This window comes from Kitasatospora sp. NPDC090091, from assembly GCF_044747365.1.
Taxonomy (GTDB): Bacteria; Actinomycetota; Actinomycetes; order Streptomycetales; family Streptomycetaceae; genus Kitasatospora.
Genome location: NZ_JBIVDY010000004.1, coordinates 217,332 through 241,038, shown reverse-complemented (window position 1 = coordinate 241,038; position 23,707 = coordinate 217,332). Strand labels below are relative to the sequence as shown.

General features: G+C 72.2%; 11 protein-coding genes. 5 read left to right on the top strand and 6 right to left on the bottom strand.

Annotated features, from left to right (window positions below; all coding sequences use genetic code 11):
* Positions 1 to 875: 875 nt before the first annotated feature.
* Both ACIPSC_RS08885 and ACIPSC_RS08880 read left to right on the top strand, forming a co-directional pair.
* Positions 876 to 7,070 carry an RHS repeat-associated core domain-containing protein gene (locus ACIPSC_RS08885; protein WP_400824327.1) on the top strand — a complete coding sequence of 2,065 codons (6,195 nt, stop codon included), beginning with the start codon at positions 876 to 878 and terminating at the stop codon, positions 7,068 to 7,070.
* A 49-nt stretch (positions 7,071 to 7,119) separates the two neighbouring features.
* Positions 7,120 to 7,995 carry a DUF4253 domain-containing protein gene (locus tag ACIPSC_RS08880; RefSeq protein WP_400824326.1) on the top strand — a complete coding sequence of 292 codons (876 nt, stop codon included), beginning with the start codon at positions 7,120 to 7,122 and terminating at the stop codon, positions 7,993 to 7,995.
* 135 nt (positions 7,996 to 8,130) lie between these two features.
* On the opposite strand, the gene ACIPSC_RS08875 is transcribed toward ACIPSC_RS08880, so the two are convergent.
* From ACIPSC_RS08875 to ACIPSC_RS08865, 3 genes are all read right to left on the bottom strand, one after another.
* Positions 8,131 to 12,267: an FG-GAP-like repeat-containing protein gene (locus ACIPSC_RS08875; RefSeq protein ID WP_400824325.1), complete on the bottom strand. Its 4,137-nt coding sequence runs from the start codon at positions 12,265 to 12,267 to the stop codon at positions 8,131 to 8,133.
* A 270-nt stretch (positions 12,268 to 12,537) separates the two neighbouring features.
* Positions 12,538 to 14,343 carry a SpoIIE family protein phosphatase gene (locus ACIPSC_RS08870; protein WP_400824324.1) on the bottom strand — a complete coding sequence of 602 codons (1,806 nt, stop codon included), beginning with the start codon at positions 14,341 to 14,343 and terminating at the stop codon, positions 12,538 to 12,540.
* A 158-nt stretch (positions 14,344 to 14,501) separates the two neighbouring features.
* Positions 14,502 to 14,984 carry a MarR family winged helix-turn-helix transcriptional regulator gene (locus ACIPSC_RS08865; RefSeq protein WP_400824323.1) on the bottom strand — a complete coding sequence of 161 codons (483 nt, stop codon included), beginning with the start codon at positions 14,982 to 14,984 and terminating at the stop codon, positions 14,502 to 14,504.
* A gap of 111 nt (positions 14,985 to 15,095) precedes the next feature.
* On the opposite strand from ACIPSC_RS08865, the gene ACIPSC_RS08860 reads away from it, so the two are divergent.
* Both ACIPSC_RS08860 and ACIPSC_RS08855 read left to right on the top strand, forming a co-directional pair.
* Positions 15,096 to 15,941: an SDR family oxidoreductase gene (locus ACIPSC_RS08860; RefSeq protein ID WP_400824321.1), complete on the top strand. Its 846-nt coding sequence runs from the start codon at positions 15,096 to 15,098 to the stop codon at positions 15,939 to 15,941.
* Between the two features lie 193 nt (positions 15,942 to 16,134).
* Positions 16,135 to 17,346, top strand: a complete 1,212-nt coding sequence (locus tag ACIPSC_RS08855) for an ROK family protein (protein ID WP_400824320.1) — start codon at positions 16,135 to 16,137, stop codon at positions 17,344 to 17,346.
* 121 nt (positions 17,347 to 17,467) lie between these two features.
* On the opposite strand, the gene ACIPSC_RS08850 is transcribed toward ACIPSC_RS08855, so the two are convergent.
* Both ACIPSC_RS08850 and ACIPSC_RS08845 read right to left on the bottom strand, forming a co-directional pair.
* A complete protein-coding gene (locus tag ACIPSC_RS08850; protein ID WP_400824319.1) occupies positions 17,468 to 19,822 on the bottom strand; it encodes a calcium-binding protein in 2,355 nt (784 codons plus the stop codon).
* A gap of 303 nt (positions 19,823 to 20,125) precedes the next feature.
* Positions 20,126 to 20,701 (bottom strand): hypothetical protein, encoded by a 576-nt coding sequence (locus ACIPSC_RS08845; protein WP_400824318.1) that lies wholly within the window; start codon positions 20,699 to 20,701, stop codon positions 20,126 to 20,128.
* Between the two features lie 368 nt (positions 20,702 to 21,069).
* On the opposite strand from ACIPSC_RS08845, the gene ACIPSC_RS08840 reads away from it, so the two are divergent.
* A complete protein-coding gene (locus tag ACIPSC_RS08840; protein WP_400824317.1) occupies positions 21,070 to 22,080 on the top strand; it encodes a chitinase in 1,011 nt (336 codons plus the stop codon).
* Positions 22,081 to 22,126: 46 nt separating this feature from the next.
* Here ACIPSC_RS08840 and ACIPSC_RS08835 read toward each other — a convergent pair whose 3' ends face one another.
* Positions 22,127 to 23,707: an MFS transporter gene (locus ACIPSC_RS08835; RefSeq protein WP_400824316.1), complete on the bottom strand. Its 1,581-nt coding sequence runs from the start codon at positions 23,705 to 23,707 to the stop codon at positions 22,127 to 22,129.

Below are 23,707 nucleotides of genomic sequence, written 5' to 3'. Positions count from 1 at the left end.
ACGTGGTGGCGCTGGTGGGCCCGAACTGGCCTGGTCGTCTCGGTGGTGGCCTCCTTCGCCGGGGAGGCCGTGAGGTTCCACTACCTGCCTCCCCTGGAGGGGGTCGTGCACTCCCTGTTGGAGCCGGCCGCGGACCAGCGCTGGGTCGGCAGCACGTGGTTCGCCGATCCGGCCGGCGGCTTCCGGACGGGGACTTCTACCGGCTCGGGCAGGACTTCGGGGAGTTGGAGCGGCTGGCCCGGGGCGGCAGCTGCTAGGTGCACCAGGTGTACCAGTCGGGCGAGCGCTACTGGCCGTTCCAGATCTCCGAGTCGGCCTGGATGGCAGCGGTGGGGATCGCCGCCTGCGTCGCGGCGGTCCGGTGGGTACGCCGCCGGGCGGCCTGACGCCCGTCGTGCTTTGCCGGCGGTCTCCGGCTGCGGGGGTGCGCCGGCCGCCCGTCCGGCCCACGGGCCGGACGGGCGATTCCCGGATTTCGGACATCCAGGCCTCGCCCCTCTCGAAACATGATCTTGGACACATATGGATTCTGCGATATCCGTGCAGGTGGGGGCCGTTCCTGACTATTCGTCGATGTGATGTGGCGTCAGGTAGTGGATCATTCGGAGCAAGATCCACAAGGGGGACGATTCGGGCTCCGGTGGGATCGACGGCGGGCGCCCGCTGGGTCTATTGGTTGATGCTGCCGACGCTCGTCGGCCAATATGATCTATCAGAACGGTTTGGGCGTGAGTCATTTCCGTGCCCGCTGGCTGGCGGCATCGGCCGCCGCAGCGGCATTGTTGGGAGTCCTGCCGGCGTCGTCGGCAGTCGCAGCGGGAGCCGGACCCTCCGGGCCGTCGCTTCCCGCGCTGCAACAGCCCAAGGCGGTACCGGTGAAGTCGGTGGCCGTGGGCGGGGACAAGCGGCAGGACCAGGCGGTCGCGCCGAAGGGCGAGGCCAGGGTGGTGTGGCCCCCCGCGGGCACCTCGGTGCTCGACGTCGATGGCACGCCCACCGGCTCGGCGAAGCTGCAGGCAGGCCAGGCAGGCCAGGCAGGACGGGTGGTCCAGGTGACGGCCCCGCGATCGGAGGCCGGCAAGCCGGCCGCCCCGGGCAGCGTCAGCGTCACGGTGGCCGACCGGGAGGCCGCGCGCCGGGCCGGGGTCGACGGCGTGCTGCTCTCCATCGGCCGGGCCGACGGCGGCGCGTCGAACGGCAGCGTCGACGTGAAGGTCGACTACTCGGGCTTCGCACACGCATTCGGCGGTGACTGGGCCGCCCGCCTCAAGCTCGTCAAGCTCCCGTCCTGCGCGCTCACCACGCCGGAGCTCCCGCAGTGCCGGGTCCAGGAGCCGTTGCCCTCGGCCAACGACGCGGCAGCCCGGGTCGTCTCGGCGACCGTGGAGACGCCCGTCGGGCAGCCCGCCCGATCCGCGCTCCCACAGCCGGCCCCGCTCTCCGCCCCGCAGAAGGCGGTCCTCGGCGGTGCGGCGAAGTTCGCCGCTTTCAGCAGCTCGGCATTCGGCAGCCCGGCCGTCAGCGCCGCCACCGCCGGCGGTGGGACCGTCCTGGCCGCCACGGCGGACACTTCGAGCGGCACCGGCGACTACAAGGCCACCCCGTGGCAGGCATCCGGCTCCTGGTCGGCGGGCGGCACGACCGGCGCGTTCACCTGGTCCTACCCGATCGGCGTCCCGGCCGTGCCCGGAGGCCTCGCGCCCTCGATCGGGCTCGGCTACTCCTCCCAGGCCGTGGACGGCCTGACCAGCGCTTCCAACAACCAGGCCGGCTGGATCGGCGACGGCTGGGGCTGGGAGCCGGGGCACGTCGAGCGGCGGTACAAGGCCTGCGACGACGACCAGTCGGGCGGGACCAACACCACGAAGGTCGGCGACCTGTGCTGGTTCAACGACAACGCCACGCTCTCCCTCGGGGGGAAGACCACCGAGCTCGTCCACGACGCCGGCAAGGGCTGGCACCCGGCCGCCGACGGCGGTGAGAAGGTCGAGCGGTTGACCGGCGCCGGCAACGGCGACAACGACGGCGAGTACTGGAAGATCACCACGGTCGACGGCACCCAGTACTTCTTCGGCCTGAACCGACTGCCGGGCCACACGGCCGGCGCGGCGGAGACCGGGTCCGCCTGGACGGTGCCGGTCTTCGGCAACCAAGCCGGCGAGCCGTGCTACAACTCCTCCTTCGCCGAAGCCTGGTGCCAGCAGGCCTGGCGCTGGCAGCTGGACTACGTGGTCGACCCGCGCGGCAACGCCATGGCGTACTACTGGAACACCGAGTCCAACAACTACGCCCGCAACTGGAGCTCCACCACCGGCAAGGGCACCGCCACCCCGTACGTGCGCGGCGGCTGGCTCGACCGGATCGAGTACGGCCTGCGCGCCGACACCGTGTACACCGCGAAGCCGATGGCCACGGTACGGTTCGCCGTCGACGAGCGCTGCCTGGCCAACTGCGGCACCTTCGACGCCACCAACGCCAAGAACTGGCCGGACGTGCCGTTCGACCTGTTCTGCGCCGACGGCGCGGACTGCAAGAACAACGGTTCCCCGACCTTCTGGTCGCGCAAGCGCCTGACGGCGATCACCACCAGCGTGCTCACCGGCGGCGTGGCCAAGGACGTCGACGCCTGGTCCCTGAACCAGAGCTTCCCGCCCGCCGGCGACGGCCTCTCCACCCCGATGTGGCTGAGCTCCGTCACCCGCACCGGCAAGGCCGGCGGTTCCGACGCGCTGCCCGCGGTGACCTTCGCGGGCGAGCAGATGGCCAACCGGGTGGACAAGACCGGTGACGGCCTCGCGCCCTTCGTCCGACTGCGCCTGTCCCAGGTCACCACCGAGACCGGCGGCACCATCGGCGCCTACTACACCGCGCCCGAGTGCACCGCAACCTCCCTGCCGCCCGCCGACGGCTCGAACACCCGCCGCTGCTACCCGGTCAAGTACCACACCGGCACCAAGACGTCGGACGACTGGTTCAACACCTACGCCGTCAGCAAGGTGGTCGAGGGCGACAACCTGGCCGAGACCCCGGACAAGGTGACCGAGTACGCGTACCTCGACGGCGCCGCCTGGGCCCAGAGCGACGACGAGTTCACCAAGGCCGAGGACCGCACCTACTCCGTGGCGCGCGGTTACGGTCGGGTCCAGACCCGCACCGGAGCCGGCTACGACGCCCGCACGCTGACCGAGAGCCGCTACTTCCGCGGCATCGACGGCGCGCAGGTCGCGGACTCCGCCGGCGCCGCGGTCACCGACCGCCCCCAGTTCGCCGGCATGCCGCGCGAGACGGCCACCTACAACGGGGAAGGCGGCGCGCTCGTCAGCGCAGTCTCCTACACCCCGTGGCGCTCCGTCCCCACCGCGACCCGCAACCGCGGCGGGCTCCCTGCGCTGGAGGCCTACTTCACGGGCACGGAGCAGGAACGGTCGCGTACCGCCGTCAGCAGTGGCGAGCGCCGCACCGCGCTGTCGCGGACGTTCGACGCGTACGGCATGGTGACCAGCGTCTCCGACCTCGGCGACACCGACAAGTCCGGCGACGAGCAGTGCACCACCACCGAGTACGCCCGCAACATCGCCGCCTGGATGATCGACCGGGTGTCCCGGGTGGAGACGCTGGCCGCCGCGTGCGGCGGCCAGGTGAGCCGCCCGGCCGACGTGATGGCCGACAGCCGGCGCTACTACGACGGGAGCACGACGCTCGGCGCCGCACCGACCAGGGGGCTGGTGACCGAGGCCCGCACCATCAACGGCAAGGGCGACGGATACCAGTCGCTCGGCACCACGGCCCACGACCAGTACGGCCGGGTCACCTCCGCGACCGACGCGTACGGGAAGACGACCACCACCGACTACACGCCGGCCACCGGTGAGGTGCCGACCGGCACCGTGGTCACCAACCCGCTCGGCCACAAGGTCACCACGACCTACGAGCCGCTGCGCGGGCAGGCGGTCGCCGTCTCCGACACGAACGGCAAGGTCACCACCACCCAGTACGACGCGCTCGGCCGCACCACCAGGGTGTGGATCCCGACCCGCTCGGCCGTCACCTACCCGGACTCGCCGAACTACTCCTTCGGCTACCAGATCCGCAACGACGGCCCGTCGGTCATCAGCACCACCACCCTGCGGCACGACTCCACCTACGCGACCGGCTTCGCCATCATGGACGGCCTGGGACGGCCGCGGCAGACCCAGGAGCCCGCGCCGGACGGTTCCGGCGGCCGCCTGGTCACCGAGACGTTCTACGACACCCGCGGTCTGACCTGGCGCGAGTCCGGCACCTTCTACGCGAACGGTGCCGCGGAGGGCGTCCTGGTCACCGGTCAGGAGCTCAACTACCCCGCCTCCACGGACACCCTCTTCGACGGTGCCGGCCGGCCGGTCGCCACCATCAGCAAGAAGTTCGGCGACGAGACCAAGCGCACCACCACGACCTACCTCGGCGACGGCATCACCACCGTGCCGCCGCAGGGCGGCACCGCGAAGACCGCGCTGACCGATGCCCGCGGCCGGACGGTCGAGACACGGGAGTACACCGACGCGGGCCGCACGGCCTTCCAGAACGTCACCTACAACTACGACAAGCTGGGCCGGCTGACGGGGATCACCGACTCCGCCGGCAGCACGTGGGCGTACACCTACGACGTGGCCGGACGCCAGGTCAGGCTGGAGGACCCGGACAAGGGCGCCTCGGTCATGACCTACGACGCCGGCGGCCGGCTCACCGACGTGGAGGACGCCCGCGGCATCACGCTGCACAGCGACTACGACGCCCTCGGCCGGCGCACCGCGGTGAAGCAGGGCGCCACCACGCTGGCCGAGTGGACGTACGACACCGTGGCGAAGGGCATGCTGTCGTCGTCGACCCGCTACGTGGACGGCAACGCCTTCGTCAGCTCCGTCACCTCGTACAACAGCCTCTACAAGCCGGTGCTCAGCCAGCTGACCGTCCCGGCCTCGGAGGGGGCACTGGCGGGCACGTACAAGTGGACCAACTCCTACAACGCCAACACCGGCCAGGTGATGTGGGTCCAGCACCCCGCCGCCGGCGGGCTGCCCCAGGAGCGGGTCACCAACTCGTACACGCCCACCTCGGGTCTGCTCGGCACGGTCTACGCCGGCAGCGACCCGCTCGCCTCGGCCACCACGTACGACCACTACGGACGGGCGACCCGCGAGGAGTACGGTGCGTTCGGGAAGCACCTGTGGGTCAGCAACATCTACGACGAGCACACCGGTGCCGTCAAGGAGACGGTCTCCGACCGGGAGCTGGCGCCGCAGCGCATCGACGACACGCACTACGGCTATGACGCCGTGGGCAACCTGACCTCGGTCAGCACGGCCTCCGGCCAGGACGCCGACCGCGTCACCGACACCCAGTGTTTCGGCCTCGACGCGCTGCGCCGGATCACCGAGGCCTGGACGGCCACCGACAACTGCGCCGCGGCCCCGTCGTCGGCCAACGTCGGCGGTCCGGACGCCTACTGGACCAGCTACAGCTACGACCTGCTGGGCAACCGGAAGACCGAGACCCAGCACCGCACCGGTGCGGGCCCGACCGCCGACGTCACGCGCAACTACACGGTCCCGGCGCCGACGGCGGCCAGGCCGCACAGCCTCACCTCGGTGAGTCAGACCGGTCCGGGCGGTACCACGACCGACACGTACACCTACGACGCGGCCGGCAACACCGCCACCCGCAAGATGGGCAACGCCGCTGAGCAGAGCCTCGGCTGGGACGCCGAGGGCCATCTCGACAAGGTGGTCCAGGGAAGCAGCACCACCAAGTACGCCTACGACGCGGACGGAACCCGGCTCATCCGCCGCGACTCCGGCGGCACCACGCTGTACCTCCCGGGCGGCACCGAGCTCAAGCTCTCGCCCTCCGGGAGCGTCACCGGTACCCGGTACTACGGGTTCCGGGGCCGCACGGTCGCGGTGCGCACCGGCGGCGCGCTCACCTTCCTGCTGACCGACCAGCACGGCACCGCCACGGCCCAGGTCGACGCCAACACCCAGGCGATCACCCGGCGCAGGAGCACGATCTTCGGTGCTCCGCGTGGTGCGCAGCCGGCCGTCTGGACCGGTGACCTCGGGTTCGTCGGCGGTGTGAAGGACGCCGACACCGGGCTGACCCACCTGGGCGCCCGCGAGTACGACCCGAACACCGCGCGCTTCATCAGCGTCGACCCGGTGCTCAACCCGGCGGACACGCAGCAGATCAACGCCTACACGTACGCCAACAACAACCCCCTGGTCTTCAGCGACCCGTCGGGCACGCAGTTGGAGGAGTGCGCCAGCGGGATGTACGTCTGTCGTCGGGGCGGCACCGAGGTCGTCGGTGAGGGCAAGCGGTACCAGGAGATGGTCAGCGAGGCAGGCGGCGAGGTCGCCGGCATGTCCGAGGACGAGCCCTACTACAAGACCAAGGCCCATGCGGCCGAGGACGACCTCTACCGTGCCAATACGCTCGACCCGGTCCGGGCTCAGGAGCTCCGCAAGAAGCGGTACGACCAGATCGTCGGGCACCACAAGTTCGAGTACGGCGAGTTCCTGAGGAAGTACCACGACATCAACACCCGTGACTGCAACCACCTTGACCGGCGGGAGCAGAGCGGCTGCTCGTTTGCGAGTGGATGGAGTGAGAAGCAGCTAGAGGAGCGGGTGAAGAAGGCGCTGGCAAATATCGACGAGTCCGGCGGCGAGTTCATGGACAAGGAGTTCGAGATGGCTTTCAAGCTGGCCTTGGAAGGCAAGAAGGTCGTCTCCCGGGCGGAGAAGGGGGACGAGGCTGCGGCCGGCGGCGCCGAGGGCAAGAAGCGCTTCGATGCCTGGGTGGACGGGGTGCGCTCCGAATTCAAGCAGGTCGACGGAAGTCAGAAGCAGATCGAGAAGCGGCTCCGGGACGCCAACAAGCAGGGCGCGGACGCCGTCTATCTGTACACCCCGAATCAGTCCAAGGAGGAGGCGCGCAGGGGCTTCGAAAGCTACAATCGGAGCTCCAGCAAGAATCTGACGACCGTCCGGATCATCGGATCCGACTACGACATGACGTTCCATCTGAGGTGATCGTCTGAAACGGTCGGCAGGCCCTTTCCGTTGATGGGATGAAACTGCCATGGATCGACCCCGGGACATCGTGGAACCGTGCGCCGAGGAATTCCTGCCGGACGGCGTGGTGACCGATGTCTCCGGGGTCGATCCGTCCCTGCTGGAGCGGGCCGTCTCCGACGACGGCGTTCCGGTGGCCGGCTACCGGGTCGGCCTGGACGCGGCGCTCGGCGAGTGGCGCCGCTGGTTCGAGGTCCGCGACCGGTCCGGCGCGTACCCCGTGATCACCAACACCGGCCCGGCCGGGCTCGTCGCCGAGGGCCGGCTCGGCGGCCCCTGGGGGCACGGCGGTCCGGGGCCGCTCGCCTCGGCGCTCGCCCGCGATCCCGAGGAGGTGCTCGCCGAGTTGGTCGACTCGGTGCTGCGGTGGAGCATCGAGCCGTACGTCGGATCGGACGACGACTCGGACCACGAGACCCTGGAGGAGTGGCTCGACGACCTCGTTCCGGAGCGGTTGGCCCCGAGGCTCCGGCCGGCCGTCACCGAACCGCGGCCCGGGGTGTTCCGGAACCTGGAGGAAGGCGCGGCCCGGCTGCGCGACTTCTGGATCTGCCTCTTCCCCGTCGGCGAGGGGTACGAGATCCCCGGGTTGTTCCCCGGTCTCCTTCGGACGCCGGGCTGGCTGAAGTACCGGGACCGGCAGCTGCTGCCGGCCGACCACGTCGCCGTGCTGCGGAGCTGGTCGGCCAGGTACGGGACGGAGGTCTGCTACACCGGCCCGTCCTGCCTCGAACTCGCCGTCGCCCGGCCGCCGTTGGACCCGCAGGGCGCGGCCCGGGTCGCGGTCGAGCAGTTCGCCTACTGCGACGATCTGGTGGACGAGACCGTGGCGGCCGGGGACGGGCAGGTCCGGTCCACCGTCTGGTCGTTCTGGTGGGACTGACGCTGCGCCGGTAGCCCTGGCGCCGCGGGGCCGGAGACCGGAGGCCCCCGGCCTCCGCCGACCCGCGTGAAGCGGGTCGGCGGAGGCCGGGGGCCGTTCCGTGCTCCCGGCGGCGTGGCCGGCGGGAGGCCGCGGTCAGAGGACGATGTCGAGCGGCCCCCATCCGGTGCCGACGAGGATGCGACCCTCGGGGACGAAGTCGTAGAGCTCGCCCTTGTCGGTCCGGCCGACCATCTCCGACACGCCGTCGTTGTTCAGGTCGGTCGTCCACGGCTCCCAGTAGCCGTTCCACCAGCCGTTGCCGATGAAGTAGCGGGCGCCGAAGCTGATGTTGCCGCCGGAGCTGGTGTTGGGGAAGACGTAGACGTCACCGGTGTCGGTGCGGCCGACGATGTCGATCTTGAAGTCGCCGTTCATGTCGGCGAACTTGACGCTGGTCCAGTTGTTGGGCCAGAAACCGTTCCCGAGGAGCTTCCGGGCGCCGAGCGTGCTGGTGCCGGTGCCGCCGGTGCTGGGGTAGGCCCACATCTCGCCACCCGCGTCGACGCCGATGACGTCGGTGCGGCCGTCCAGGTCGACGTCGCCGAAGTTCAGCGTGACGTACATGTTCCAGCCGTTTCCGATCAGCGACGGGGCGCCGACGGAGTTGGTGCCGGTGCCGCCCGTGCCCGGGTAGAGCCAGAGGTCGCCCTCCCGGGTGCGGCCGACGATGTCGGTGCGGCCGTCGTTGTTGAGGTCGGCGGTGTAGACGTTCGTCCAGTAGTCGCGCCACCAGCCGTTTCCGACGAAGTCGAGCGCCCCCAGGGTCGTGGTGCCGGTTCCCCCGGTGCCGCGGTAGACCCACATGTCGCCGTTGGCGTCACGGACGAGGACGTCCGTGTAGCCGTCGCCGTTGTAGTCGGGCCTGCTCTGCGAGCCGCTGGTCCACAGGCCCTGGCCGGTCGGGTTGTAGATCACCAGGACGCCGCGGTCCTGGAGGATCGCGTAGGAGTTGGGCTTGCCATTGGTGCCGCTGGCCCAGAGCACCGTGCTGCCGTCGGCGCCGTAGACGACGAGGTTGCCGTCGGGCTGCATCTGGGCCTTGGCGCCCGGGTGCCCGCCGGTGGCGGTGGCCCACAGCGTCTTGCCGGCCGAGCTGGTGACCACGAGGTTGCCGTCGCCCTGCATGGTGAGCTTGGCCTTGCCGGCGGTGAAGCTCTGCCCGGAGGCCAGGACGGTCCCGGAGGGGATGCGCGCGCCGACCACGCCGTCGACGGTGAAGCCGCCCGAGAAGGAGTTGACGCTGCCGTTCCAGGCCTGGCCGTACCAGGCGAACATGGTGTTGTCGGCCTGGCGGCCCCACAGGTCGGTGACGCCGTCGCCGGTGATGTCGCCGACCGAACCCACCGTCGGGTAGAGGTCCTTGGTCACTCCGACGCCGACCCTGGTCCGGCCGGTCGGCTCGCCCCAGGTCGCGAGGTCCAGCCGGCCGTTCGTGTCGTTCTTCCCGAACGAGCGCAGGATCTCACCGTTGTCGAGGTTCCGCAGCCAGAGGTCCGGCACGCCGTCGCCGTTGAGGTCGCCCGGGGTGATGACGGTGAACTTGTCCCAGTCGCCGGCTCCGACCAGCACCGGGGCGCCCTTGTCGTCGAGGTAGTTGTTGCGCTCGCCGAAGTAGGCCCAGAGCTGCTTGCCCTCCTTCACCAGGAGGTCGGGCTTGCCGTCGCCGTTGAGGTCGCCGGGTGCCAGGATCTGGTCGGCCTGCTGCCAGTGGTCGTCACCCTGCTCGCAGCCCTGCTCCGGGTCGGCGACCGGGCAGTAGACGGAGAGCTCCTGCCGACCCTTGCCGAAGGTCGTCGTCGCGATGCCGAGGCCGTTGTTGGGGTAGGTCCAGAGCTTGTTCTTCTTGTCGAGTTTGTCGTACTCGAGGGCGACGAGGTCGTTGTAGCCGTCCTCGCCCCAGTCGCCCGAGAAGGTGACCTTGGCACCGGGGGACTGGTAGCCCGCGCTCATCGCGGTGAAGTTGTTGTTGCCCTGATTGGCGTAGGTGATCAGGGTGCCGTTGGAGTCGAGGCTCCAGACGTCGTTGCGGCCGTCGCCGTTGAGGTCGCCGGGCTTGTCGCGATCCTGCGAGCGCGCCGCGTAGAACAGGTACGTCGCCGTGTCGGAGCGGTTGCCGGCCGCGTCCTGGCTGAAGGCGTGGACGAAGTGCGGGCCGACGCCGGGTGGGGTGAGGGGGACGGTCCACGAGCCGCCGGGGGCGACCTGGTTGCTGTGCACCGCCGGGTCCCAGTCGGTGTAGTAGCCGTACCAGGTGATGTCGGCGACGCCGTTGGCCGAGATGGTGAAGTCACCCGGCGTGCGGGCCTTGGCAGTGCCGGTCGGCCAGCCGCCGTCGCCGTTGGGGAAGGCGGCGGAGGAGATCTTCGGCGCCTTCTCGGGGCGGGTGCGGTCGATGCTGAACTTGCAGGTCTCGCTCCACGGCGAGTACTCGCCCATGCCGTCCTTGGCCCTGACCTGCCAGGTGTAGTCGCCGGTCGGCAGCTGGGCGTCGGGCACGACCAGGGTGGAGACCCGGTCCTTGAGGCCGGGGACCGATTGGTCCACCACCGTGGTACCGCCGCGCACGACCCGGAACTGGGCGTCGAGGTTGCCGGCGTTCGGGTCGTCGACGTGCGCGTACAGACTGACCGTGGTGTTGCCGATCAGGCCGCCGTTGGTGCAGTCGGTCTTGGGGTTGGTGCCCAGGCCCCACGGCGTGCGCGGCGGGTTGTTGTAGACCGTCTCCAGGACGGCCGACTTGGAGTCGAACTTCTTCCAGCCGAAGGTGTCGCCCTCGTTCTCCGCGTACAGGCCGAGCGTGATGCTGGGCTGGTGGGCGTCGGCGATGCGCTGGATCTTCCAGGTGAGGTCGAACTCCAGGTTGCCGCCGGGGCAGGAGGATCCCGACCAGCCCTTGGACTGGTTGACGGTGGAGAGCCAGTCGATCTTGCCGGGCTGGTTCAGCCAGTTGGTCCGGTCACTGATCGCGCCGGTGTGCCAGAGCTGCACCGGACGGGCCTGGCAGGACCAGGACCAGACGTTGTTGATCCGGAAGGTCGAGGAGAGCACCTTGGCGCCGGCGAGGTTTCCGGTGTCCAGCTGGAAGAACGACCGGGAGAGGCCGCCGGTGTCGGTCTCGTACCCGACCCGGGCGACCTCGTTGGCGTTCCAGTAGGTGTTCTTCGGGTACTTCTGGGAGACCCGGGTCCAGTTCTGCCGCCCGCCCCAGGCCCAGGACGGGTCGATGTACACCGGGTAGCGGGTGTCCGAGGCCTTCAGCAGCGCCTGGTCGGGGGTGATCTGGAGGGTGTTGCCGCTGACTGTGGTCGGCATCTGGGCGTCCTTGGCGCCCGCGGGCTGCTCGAAGGCGGCGCCCGGGGAGCCGGGGTCGCCGGACGTCGCGGCGGCCTCGGGGGCGGCCACGGCCCGGGCCGTGAGGCCGGCCTTGGTCACGGTGGCCGGCGCCGCCGGCGGGGGAGCGGCCGTGGTGGAGTCCCACATGACCGGCGACGGGCTGGTGAAGACCGTCTGGCCGGCCGGGTTGGTGGCCTTGACCGCGCCGGTCTCCGGATCGGTGGTGACGGTGACGCCGACCGTCGACATCGTGTACTTGAGGGTCGCCAGCTCCGGGTTGGCCGCTGCTTGCGGCGTCTTCACGACGATGAGCTGGGAGAAGCCCTCGACCTCGGCCTTCAGCTGCAGGTCCACGCCCGGAAGCACTTCGGCGTAGGTCGCCACGTTGCCGCTGAGCGTCGGCTTCGGCAGTGGCTTCGGCCAGGACAGCGACAGCGTCCGGCCGTCCTTCACACCGGACAGCAGCGGCCCGGTCCCGCCGCCGGAGAAGGAGACCACCACCGAGGTGGCCTTGGGCACGGCCCGCCCGTCCGCGGCGAACACCAGCGTCGGATCGGTCGGCACCCAGGTGCCGGCGCGCAGGACCCGGACCGGTGAGCCGTACCGCTTGACCGAGAACGTGCCGTCGGGGCGCACCCAGGTGTCCGACAGCTCGGTGCGCGCCGCCTCCAGCTCCACGGGCCGGCCGCCGGCCTTCGCCGCGGCGAGCGCCTTGTCCTCGGGGCTGGCCGACCCGTCGTCAGGAGCGTTGACGGCGGTGGTCGATGCGGTGGTCGCGGAGGCGAAGGTGACCGGCAGCACGGCACCGGACACGCCGAGGCCGGCCGCCACGGCGAGGGCCACCACCCCCGCCGTACGACCGGGCCGGAGCGGCCCGGATCTTGCGCGTATGGACATGCGGATTCCCTTTCACGGGGCTGATGTGATGCCAGCGCGGTCGCGAGCAGGGTGGGATGACGCCCACTCCGACTTGATGAAGATCATCTGAAGGCGGGGTGACTCTATACCGGCTGGTGGACGCACCGTCAGTGGCGTTGGTGCGTGCGCCGATCGGTTGTGTCGGTCGGTGGCGATGAGAGATGGTTTGCGAAAGTCCGACTATCAAACTGATAGCAAGGCGCATGGCGCCGACCGGTCGGCCCGGGTGATCCTCGCGGGGTCGGGCGGTCAGCGGAGGGGGCCTCGTGGGGGTGCGCCCTCCGGGCGGGGGCGTGGGCGGGCGGCGAGGACGGCGATGTCGTCCTCGGCGCTCGGCGCGGACGGGCCGGCCGGGGCGAGGGCGTGCAGGACGGCGTCGAGCAGGTCGTCCAGCGCGCCCTCCGCGGGGAGCCGGAGGGAGGCGAGACGGGCGAGCGAGACGTCGATGTCCTCGTCGCGCCGCTCCACCAGCCCGTCGGTGTACATCAGGAGCGTTTCACCGACGCGCAGTTCACGTGCCGTCTGCTCGTAGCCGCCGAGCCCGGTGCCGAGCGGCGGACCGGTGGGGATCTGCAGCAGTTCGGTGGGCCGGCCGGGGGCGATCAGGGCGGGCGGCAGGTGGCCGGCGCTGGAGAGCGTCCACCGGCCGCGGCCCGGGTCGGCGAGGGCGAGCAGGCAGGTCGCCGGGCGGGCGGACTCGTTGGCCGCGATGACGGTGTCGAGCTGCCGCAGGATCCGGTGCGGCGGCAGGTCCATGCCCGCGACGTCGCGCAGCGTGGAGCGGTAGGTGCTCATGTCGACCGCCGCCTCGACGCCGTGCCCCATCACGTCGCCCATCACCAGCAGCGTGCGCCCGAACGGCAGCCGCACCGTCTCGTACCAGTCACCGCCCACCACCGAGCTGGTGCCGGAGGGCAGGTAGCGGGAGGCCAGGTCGAGGTTCTGGTGCGGGCTGCCGGGCTCGCTGAGCAGCGCGCGCTGCAGCTCCAGCGCGATGCCCTGGGAGCGGGTGAAGCGGCGGGCGTTGTCGAGGCTGGTGGCGGCGCGGCCGGCCAGGTCGCCGATCAGGACGGCCTCGTCCGGGCTGAACCCGGGCGAGGCGGCGGTGCGGGCCAGCGTCAGCAGCCCGATCAGCCGGCCGCGCGCGATCAGCGGCACGGCCAGCAGCGACGTCACCCCCGTCGCCCGGTACGCCGCCAGGCTCGCCGGATCGGGGGCGGACGCGGCGAGGTCGTCGCCCCGGAGCCCGTCGGCCAGCACCGCCGTGCCGGAGGCCAGGCTGCGGCCGGCGGCCGAACCCTCCCGGTGGCGGACCGACTGGCCCGGCCCGGCCAGCTCGGCGACCGTGTCGCGCAGTCCTTCGGCGTACTCGACCGCGGTGCGGTGCAGCCGGGTGCGCAGCGGGCGCCCGGCGCGGACGGGTGTGTCGGTCGGCAGGATGTCGACGGTGGCGAGGTCGGCCAGTCCGGGCACGGCGAAGGCGGCCAGCTCCGCGCAGGTGGTGTCGACGTCCAGGGTGGTGCCGATCCGCTCGGCGGCCGCGTCCAGCAGCGCCAGCCGGGCGCGGGCCCGGGTGAGCTCGTGCCGCAGGGCGTCCGCGGGTTCGGGGTCGTCGAGGACGGCGACCACGACGCCGGTGGTCCGCCCGTCGGTCACGAGGGCCCGGTAGCGCAGCCGCAGGCCGGGCGGCACCGGCGCGCCCGGGGTCTCCGGGTCGCCGGTCAGCTGCTCGCGGTCGCGGCCGTCGTCCAGGACCCGGCGCAGCGTCCCGGCCGCGCCGGCGAAGGCGGTCTCCTCGACCGGGCGGCCGAGGAGGTCGGCGCGGCGCAGACCGGTGGCGGTGGTGAAGGCCGCGTTGAGGTAATGCCAGCGGAGCCGCTCGTCCACCAGCGCCATACCGACCGGAGCCGTCGCGAGCACGTCACGGAGGAGATCGGGGCTGTCGCCGCTCGGGGAGCCGCCGCCCCCGACGAGCGCCGCCGCTGCCGCCCGCGCCCGGCTGACCGGACCCGCGGGGGTGGCGCGCTCTCCTCCGTTGCCGTGCCGGAACCGCATAGGTCCATGATCACGCGCCGCGGCGCGGCACGCCCAGGGACCGGTGAAAGTTTGACCGACCGGTTGCGGTGTTGTAGCCGCACCGTCGCAGGCGTGGGTGCGGGCGGGGGCAGCCGGGCGGGGTGCGGGCAGCCGGGCAGGGGGCGGCGCGGGCGCGGTCAGCCCGTGGCGCTCGGGCCGTCCTGGGGCCGAGGCTGCTTGAGCTTGGCCCAGACGGTCTCCAGGGCGGCGATGTCGGCCTCGTCCAGCCGGTCGTCGAACACCTCGGCGAGGGCGGCGCGCCGGGTGGCGTCGGCCTCGGCGAAGGCCCGCCGACCGTCCGCGGTGAGGGCGATCCGCACCGAGCGGGCGTCGGTGGGGGAGGGGGCGCGCTCGACCAGGCCGCGGGCCCGGAGCGCGTCGACCACCCGGGAGACCTGGCTGCGGCTGAGCAGCGTCTTGGCGCCGAGGTCGGAGGCGGCGACCGGCTCGTCCTGGCCGTTCAGCCAGAGCATCACCTCGAACCAGGACAGCGGCAGGTCGTGTGCCCTGCTGAGGGCCTGGTCGACCAGGGTGCTGAGCGTGGTGCCCGCCCAGACCAGGCCGTAGAACGCGTGGTCGCGGGTGCTCAGCTCGCCCAGGGTGAGATCGGTGCGCGCCATGCCGAGCACTCTACCTGTTTGCGTGTGCGTGCACGCATTGCCTATGGTGTGTGTGCACGCACATGGTGTGTGCGCACACACGTAAACCCTCGAACCAACCGGGAGCCCCCCATGGCCACCACCCGTGTCGTCCTGATCACCGGCACCTCCTCCGGCATCGGCCTCGCGGCCGCCGTGGCCGCCGCCCGCGCCGGCCACCACGTCGTCGCCACCATGCGCGACACCGGCCGCGCCGACGCCCTGCGCGCGGCCGCCGCCGAGGCCGGCGTCGCCGAGCGGGTGGAGGTCGCCCGGCTGGACGTCACCGACACCGCTTCCGTCGCCGCCTGCCTGGACGCGGTGCTGGCCCGCCACGGCCGGCTCGACGCCGTGGTCAACAACGCCGGCGCCGGCTACGTCGGCACCGTCGAGCAGGACGGCCTCGACCCGGTCCGCGCCACGATGGAGGTCAACTTCTTCGGCGTGGTCGACGTGACCCGGGCGGCGCTGCCGCACCTGCGGGCGAGCGGCGGCCGGGTGATCACCGTCACCAGCGTCGGCGGCATCGTCGGCCAGCCCTTCAACGAGGCCTACTGCGCCGCCAAGTTCGCCGTCGAGGGCTTCATGGAGTCGCTCGCCCCGGTCGCCGCGAGCGTCGGCGTCCACGTCAGCGTCGTCGAACCGGGCGCGGTGGCCAGCGAGTTCATCGGCAACCAGGGCATCGACCTGCCCGCGCTGCTGGAAGCGGCCGGCCCGTACGCACCCGCCCTCAAGTCCTACGCCGAGCGCACGTTCGCCGCCTTCGGCCAGGCGCAGACCCCGCAGGAGGCCGCCGAGCCGATCGTCGAGGCGCTCACCGCCGAGCACCCGCCGTTCCGCGTCCAGACCTCCGACCGCGCCCGCGCCTTCGTCGGCACCAAGCTCACCGACCTCGACGGCTCGGCCGTCCAGCAGCTCACCGGCTCCTGGGTCGCCTGACGGCTCACAGCTCACAGCTCGCGGCTCGCGGCTAGCGACTAACGGCTCACGGTTCACGGCCGACGGCGGGCGGGCGGTCGCCGCCGGGGCACCGCACCCGCCTGCCGGATTGACAAGCGGTCATACTGGGCGGTGCCCAGGGCGGGCGCCGACGGGGGCGCCCCGCGCAGCGCCCGAGACCGGAGGACACCCGATGAGCCGCCACCTGCCGACCGCAGTTCCGCCGGGCGCGTCACCGGCGCAGCCGTGGAACCGGCAGCGGCTGCGCAGCAACAACGAGTGGTTGCTGCTCGAACTGCTGCGCACCGGCGGTCCGTCCTCGCGCGCCCAGCTCGCCCGGGACACCGGGCTCTCGAAGCCCACCGTCTCCGCCGCGCTGGCCGCGCTGGAGCAGGCCGGGCTGGTCCGGGAGGCGGGCCGGTTCGTCCCCGAGCGCGGGCGCACAGCCGTGCTCTACGAGCCGGACCCGACCGCCGGACACGTGCTCGGCGTCGACATCGGCCGGGCCCGGCTGCGGGTGGCGGTCGCCGACCTCACCGGGCGGATCGTCGCGCGCCGGGACGTCCCCAACAAGGGCCGCTCGGCCAACGCCGTCGCCGACGCCGTGGTCGCCGCCGCCCGGGAGACCACCGCCGAGGCGGGCCTGGCCGCCCGTGAGATCGTCCACGCCGTGATCGGCACACCTGGCGTCTGGGACGAGGAGCGGCGCGGCGTCCGCTACGCCACCAGCCTGCCGGGCTGGGGCAGACGCGGGCTGTTCGACCGGATCGCGGCGGGTCTGGAGACGGAGATCACCGTCGGCAACGACGCCAACCTCGCCGCGCACGGCGAGTTCACCCTGGGCGCGGGCCGGGGCAGCCGGATGTTCGCCTACCTGCTGGTCGGCACCGGCCTCGGTGTCGGCGTGGTCAAGGACGGCGAGCTGCTCTCCGGCGCCCACGGCGCGGCCGGCGAGGTCGGCCTCGTCCCGCTGCCTGCCCGCCCGGACGGCGAGCCGGGCGGCACGCTCGAACAGACGGTCGCGGCCGACGCGGTGGTCCGCACCGCGCTGGAGCTCGGCATGCGCGGCCCGCTGACGGCCAAGCAGGTCTTCGAGGCGGCCCGCGCCGGCGACCCGCTCGCCACCGAGGCCGTGCAGCGGGCCGCCGAACAGCTCGCCTACGCGGTCGCGGTCCTGTCGGCCGTCCTGGACCCGGACCTGGTCGTCATCGGCGGCGGCATCGGCAACAGCGCTGACCTCCTGCTGGAGCCGCTGGAGCGCGCCCTGCACCGCCTCACCCCGCTGCGGCCCAGGCTGGCCCCGAGCGAGCTGGGCGAGGAGGTCGTCCTGCTCGGTGCCGTCGCGACCGCGCTGGACATCGCCCGCCCCGAGGTCTTCGAACGCCGCACTTCGCTGGTGGACTGAGCGCCGCGGTGGACCGAGCGCCGCGGTGGGCCGAGCGGCCCCGGTGGACCGAGCGCTGCTGCCCCTCCCCGGACGAGGGGAGGGGCAGCCGGTGTGCCGTGCCGAGGTGGTGCTCCCGCCGCTACGGGCAGCTGATGAGGGTGTCGCCGGCGGTGGAGGTGCAGCTGTCGAAGCCGGGGCCGCCGTTCAGGGTGTCGGTGCCCGGGCCGCCGTTGAGCGAGTCGTTGCCGAAGCTGCCGTTCAGCCGGTCGTTGCCGAGCCCGCCGATCAGCGTGTCGTTGCCGTAGCCGCCGTCCACCGTGTCCTCCCCGGAGCCGGCGTAGACGGTGTCGTTGCCGTTGCCCGCGGTGATCGTGTCGTTGCCGCCGAGGCCGCAGATGACGTCGGTGCCGCCGGTGCCGACGAGGGTGTCCGCGTTGGCGGTGCCGATGATCGTGCAACCGTGGGCGTTGTTCACGGAGGTGGTCGCCGTGGCGGTGTTGTTGGCCGGGACGGGGTCGGACTGGGCACCGCTCACGGTCGCGGTGTCCGAGACGGTGCCGGTGGCCCGCGGCTCGATGGTCACCGTCACGGTGGCGCTGGCACCGGGGGCGAGCGTGCCCAGCGCGCAGTTGGCACTGGTCGCGGTGGTGGAGCAGCTGCCCTGGCTGGTCGTGGCCGAGATCAGCGCGGCCGGGCCGGTCAGGGTGTCCGTCAGTGTGACGCCGGTGGCCGTCTGGCTGCTGCTCGTGTTGGTGACCTTCACCGTGTAGGCGGGGGTGTCACCGATGCTGGTGGTGGCCGGGCCGGTCTTGGTGACCGCGAGGTTCACCCCGGCCGGGGCGTTGACGGTGGTGGTGGCGCTCGCGGTGTTGTTGCCCGGGACGGGGTCGGACTGGGCGCCGCTGACGGTCGCGGAGTCGGAGACCGTGCCGGCGGCGGTGGTGCCGACGGTCACCGTGACGGTGGCGCTTGCGCCGGGCGCGAGGGTGCCGAGGTTGCAGTTGGCGCTGGTGGCGGTGGTGGTGCAGCTGCCCTGGCCGGGCGTGGCCGACACCACGGTGGCCGGCCCGGAGACGGTGTCCGCGAGCGTGACGCCACTGGCCGTCGTGGCGCTGTTGTTGGTGACCGTCACGGTGTAGGAGGCCTGGGCGCCAGCGGTGACACTGGCGGGCCCGGTCTTGGTGACCGAGAGGTCCACCCCGGCCGGGGTGCCGGCGCCGCCCTCGTAGCGGGCCAGGGCGAAGTCCGAGCCCGGCCCGCCGAGACCGGCGGCGACGGCCTTGCCGTCCGGCTGCAGGGCCACGCCGAGCGCGTGGTCGAAGCCTCCGCCGAAGTCGGTGGTGACCTTTCCGTCGCCGCTGAAGCCGCTGTCCAGGCTGCCGTCGGCGTTGTAGCGGGCCAGGGCGAAGTCGCTGACGTTGAGGGCGACGGAGTCGCCGGCGGCGACGATCCTGCCGTCCGACTGCACCGCCACCCCGTACGCGATCTCGCTGTTGCCGAAGTCGGTGGTGACCTTGCCGTCGACGTCGAAGCTGCCGTCCAGGTTGCCGTTGGTGTTGTAGCGGGCGAGCGCGAAGTCGCTGCCGGTGTTGCCGGCCACGACGATGCGCCCGTCGGGCTGCAGGGCCACCGCGCGCCCGAACTCGACGCCGCCGAACGTGGTGGCCACCTTGCCGTCGCTGCTGAAGCCGGTGTCGGGGCTGCCGTCGGTGTTGTAGCGCGCGACGGCGAAGTCGTAGTTGCCGGTGCTGTTCCCGGTGTAGCCGGCGGCGACGATCCTGCCGTCGGACTGCAGCGCGACCGCCTGCGCCGCGTCGGCACCGCCGGCGAAGTCGGTGGTGACCTTGCCGTCGCCGTCGAAGGTCGTGTCCAGGCCGCCGCCGGGGGTGAGCCGGGCGACGGCGAAGTCACCGCCCGTGTAGCCGGCGGCGACGATCTTCCCGTCGGACTGCACCGCCACCCCGAAGGCGTCGTCGGCGCCGCCCGAGCCGAAGTCGACGACCACCTTGCCGCCGGCGCCGAAGAGCGTGTCCAGGCTGCCGTCGGTGTTGTAGCGGACCAGCGAGAACCAGCCGACGCCGCCGTCGGGCACCTCGCTGTGGCCGGCCACGACGATCTTGCCGTCCGGCTGCAGCGCCACCGCCCGGGCCCCGTCGTCGCCGCCGTTGAAGTCGGTGGTGACCTTGCCGCCGGTGCCGAAGAGCGTGTCCAGGCTGCCGTCGGCGTTGTAGCGGGCGAGCGCGAAGTCGCCGGTGATGTCGGCGTGGCCGACCGCGACGATCTTGCCGTCGGGCTGCACGGCCACCGCATCGGCATCCGACGTGGCGCCGCCGAAGTCGGTCGTCACCCTGCCGCCCGTGCCGAAGGTGGCGTCCAGATCGCCCGGCGCGGCCACTGCGACCCCGGGAGCGGACAGCGCGAGCAGCAGGCCGGCGGCGGCTGCCGCCCCGACCCGACCGAACCCCGGTCTCGGACCGGACAGGGACATGGGCATGCGGACCACTTCTGCCTCTCGTCTCATCGTCGGCGCGCCGTCCACCGCGTCCACGACCCACATGGCGGCGCCGCCTCCTCGCGGGTGCCCACGCACCCGAAGCGTCGGCACACAGCTTCGGGTGGTCCCGTCGGCGGACCGGTGATGCCCGGGCACCGCTGCGCCCACTGGCCGCCGGATTCCACCCCATGGAGTGAGCGAACGCCGGCAGCCCCCGCACCGGGAAGGCACGAGGGCTGATCGACGGGGGGGGAAACGGTGCGTCAGGCCGCAGGTGGCGGGGCATCCGCCACCACGGGCTCGCTAGCTCGGGAAGGGCCAGGTGGGGCACCACGGCGGGATGAACTGGCCGGGGTAGGGCGGGCCCCACGGCGGGCAGGGCGGGAGCGGGATCTGGGCGGGCGGCGCGGAGCTCCAGAGCACCTTGCCGTTCAGCTCGACCGCGATGGCGCCCTCGTTGTAGATGGCGAGGTCGGCGCCGGTGCGGCCACCGGTGTTGCTCGCCCAGAGCGGGGTGTTGTCGGCCGCGTACACGACGAGGTTGCCGTCGCCCTGCATGGCCAGGATGTTGCCGTTGGGAATGGCGCCCTTGGCCACCCAGATCGGGGTGGTGTCGCGGTACAGGACCACGTTCCCGTCGCCCTGCATGGCCAGCATGATGTGGTGGTCCGGCGAGTACCAGGCCTGGTTCCGGTTGAGCACGCTGTTCGCCGGGATGCGGGTCGGCGTGGAGAGTGCGGCGGTGGCGGCGGGTGCCTCGGCGGCCGCGGGGGCGCTCGGGGCGGGGGCGGCGTCGGCGGTACCCGTGGTGAGGGTGCCGAACCCGATCGCGGCGACGGCTGCCAGAACGGCGGCTCGTATGCGGATGCTGGTGCTCATGGGTGGGCCTTGGATCCTTCCGGACGGAGCGGGGGTGCGGGGCGTGGGAATCGGACGACGATTCTGACGTATCGTCAGTCTTCGTCGTGGGCGCCGGGCTTCAGGCTACGGCGGCTGACGTGGGGCGTTGCGGCAGATTCACCGGCAGCTTGTCGGCACCCCCGGGGCGGAGCCGCCCGGCGGCCGGGGGTGGAGGAGTTGTGCCGGATGAGAAGGTTGGGAAACTTTCCTAACGAAAGCCATTGACCGTGCGGCCCGCGCCCCCGATTCTGTAGGCGCCCGGGGTGGCCGCCGCCGTCCACCGCGGTACCGTCCCATCTCCCCTGATCCGCCGTCACCGCACGGCGGATTCGCGAAAGTGAGTTGGCATGTCCACGTCCGTCGGAGCCCGTCTCACCGCCCCGCTGCTGGCCGCAGTCCTCGGCCCGGTCGCCCTGCTGGCCGCCCCTGTCCACGCGGCGGCCGCCCCCGCCCCTGCCGCCGCAGCAGCCGTGCCCGGGATGGCCGCCGCCCCCTACGAGTACCTGGGCTGGGGCAACCCGCAGAAGCCCACCGACGTGATGAAGGCGACCGGCGTGAAGTGGTTCACCCTCGCGTTCATCCTCTCCGACGGCGGCTGCAACCCGAAGTGGGACGGCAGCCGGCCGCTGGCCGGCGGCTCCGACGCGGCCGCTATCGCGTCGATCCGCGCCGCCGGCGGGGACGTCATGGTGTCCGTCGGCGGCTGGAGCGGCAACAAGCTCGGTGAGAAGTGCTCCAGCGCGAGCGCGCTCGCCGGCGCGTACCAGAAGGTGATCGACGCCTACCGGCTCAAGGCGCTGGACATCGACATCGAGAACACCGAGTTCGCCAGCGCGACGGTCCGCCAGCGGGTGGTCGACGCCCTGAAGATCGTCAAGAGCAAGAACCCCGGCATCGTCACCTACGTCACCCTGGGCACCACCCCGACCGGCCCGGACGCCAACGGCAAGGACCTGATCAAGCGCGGCGCCGCGGCCGGCCTGGCGAACGACGGCTGGGTGGTCATGCCGTTCGACTTCGGAGGCCACAGCGGGACCATGGGCCAGGCGACGGTCAGCGCCCTCGACGGCCTGAAGGCCGCCGTGAAGAGCGCCTACGGCTACAGCGACGACGCCGCCTACCGCCACATCGGCGTCTCCTCGATGAACGGCAGGACCGACGAGGCCGGCGAGACCGTCAGCACGGCCGACTTCCGGACCATCCTCGGCTACGCCCAGCAGCACCACCTGGCCCGGTTCGCGTTCTGGGCGGTCAACCGCGACCGCGCCTGCGGCTCCGGAACGGACGCCGATGCCTGCAGCGGCGTCGCGCAGTCCCCGTACGAGTTCACCAAGATCGTGGCGCAGTACCAGGGCTGAGTGCGCGCGTCGGCGGGTGCGGCGGGTGCGGCCGGGACGGTTGCGCCTACGCCTGCCGCCCGTCGACCGCCCCCGGCCCGTCGACCTCCTGCCCGTCGACCTCCTGCCCGCCGATCTCCTCCCGGTCGATCTCGTCCTCCCGGACGAGCCAGAGCGCGAGCGCCGCACCGACCAGGCTCACCAGGCCGCCGAGCAGCAGCACGATGTTGAGGCCGTCCAGGAACCCGGCCCGGGCGGCGGCCTGCGCGGCGTCCCGGGCGGGTTCGGGGAGGGCGGCGAGCGCCTGCGGCAGGCTGCCCGAGGAGGCGGCCTCGATCAGTTCGCGCGGACGGGAGCCCTCGGCGAGCGGCGTACCCGCCGTCAGCTCGCGGATCTTGTCGGCGCCCCGGCCGATGAAGATCGCCCCCCAGACGGCGATGCCGACCGCGATCCCGACCTGGCGGAAGGTGTCGTTGATGCCGGCCGCCATGCCGCTGTTCTCCTTGGGCACCACGCTCACCGCCACGTCGGCGATCACGGGGTTGATCAGCCCGACGCCGGCGCCACCGACCAGGAAGCCCGCCAGCAGGCCGGTCCACGTGTCGTCGGGCTGGATGTCGCCCATCAGCAGCATGCCCGCACCGACGGCGACGAGGCCGACGCAGAGCATCAGCCGGGCCTGCACCCGGGAGAGCATGACGCCCGCGATGGGCGCCACGACGAAGCTCAGCGCCGTGATCGGCAGGTACCGCACACCCGCCGCGAACGGTGAGAGCCCGAGGTAGTTCTGCAGGTAGAGCGTCAGATAGAGGAAGAGCGCGAAGAGCGAACTGGAGACGGCGAACGCGGCCAGCTGCACCCCGGTGAACGCGTGCCGGCGGAACAGCCCGAGCGGCAGCATCGGCTCCCGGACGCGGCGTTCGACCATCACGAAGACGCCCAGCAGGACGACCGCGCCGACGAACAGCGAAACGATCAGGGCGCTGCCCCAGCCCTCGGCGTTGCCGCGCACCAGTGCCAGGACGAGCAGGAAGAGGGCGCAGCTGAAGGAGGCGACCCCGGCCCAGTCGATCCGGGTGGCGTTGGGGTCGCGGCTCTCGTTCACCTTGAGGGCGGTGACGACCAGTGCCGCCGCGCCGATCGGCAGGTTGAGGTAGAAGATCCACTCCCAGCCGAGCGAGTCGGTGAGGGCCCCGCCGACCAGCGGGCCCACCGCGACGGCCACGCCGATCGTCGCCCCGTAGATGCCCATGGCGGTGCCGCGCTCGCGGCCGGGCGGGAACTCCTGCGCGACCAGGGCGAGGGAGACCGCGAACATCACCGCGCCGCCGACGCCCTGGATCGCGCGGGAGACGTTGAGGAAGACCGGGCTCGGCGCCAGTGCGCAGAGCAGCGAGGCGCCGGAGAAGATGACCAGGCCGGCGGCGAAGGACCGGCGCCGGCCGAGCCGGTCGGCCAGCGAACCGGCGGTCAGCACCAGGGCGGCGAGGGAGAGGGCGTAGGCGTCGAAGACCCACTGGAGGTCGGTGAAGCTCGCGCCGAGGTCCTCCCGGATCGACGGCAGGGCGACGTTGACCACCGTGATGTCGAGCAGGAGCATGAAGGTCGCGACCGAGACGGCGATGAGTGTCCACCACTTGCGTTGCAC

Excerpts from the sequence above, each read along its gene's own strand:
- ACIPSC_RS08880 (WP_400824326.1), top strand. The coding sequence starts at position 7,120 with ATGGATCGACCCCGGGACATCGTGGAACCGTGCGCCGAGGAATTCCTG.
- ACIPSC_RS08875 (WP_400824325.1), bottom strand. The coding sequence starts at position 12,267 with ATGTCCATACGCGCAAGATCCGGGCCGCTCCGGCCCGGTCGTACGGCG.
- ACIPSC_RS08870 (WP_400824324.1), bottom strand. The coding sequence starts at position 14,343 with ATGCGGTTCCGGCACGGCAACGGAGGAGAGCGCGCCACCCCCGCGGGT.
- ACIPSC_RS08865 (WP_400824323.1), bottom strand. The coding sequence starts at position 14,984 with ATGGCGCGCACCGATCTCACCCTGGGCGAGCTGAGCACCCGCGACCAC.
- ACIPSC_RS08860 (WP_400824321.1), top strand. The coding sequence starts at position 15,096 with ATGGCCACCACCCGTGTCGTCCTGATCACCGGCACCTCCTCCGGCATC.
- ACIPSC_RS08855 (WP_400824320.1), top strand. The coding sequence starts at position 16,135 with ATGAGCCGCCACCTGCCGACCGCAGTTCCGCCGGGCGCGTCACCGGCG.
- ACIPSC_RS08850 (WP_400824319.1), bottom strand. The coding sequence starts at position 19,822 with ATGCCCATGTCCCTGTCCGGTCCGAGACCGGGGTTCGGTCGGGTCGGG.
- ACIPSC_RS08845 (WP_400824318.1), bottom strand. The coding sequence starts at position 20,701 with ATGAGCACCAGCATCCGCATACGAGCCGCCGTTCTGGCAGCCGTCGCC.
- ACIPSC_RS08840 (WP_400824317.1), top strand. The coding sequence starts at position 21,070 with ATGTCCACGTCCGTCGGAGCCCGTCTCACCGCCCCGCTGCTGGCCGCA.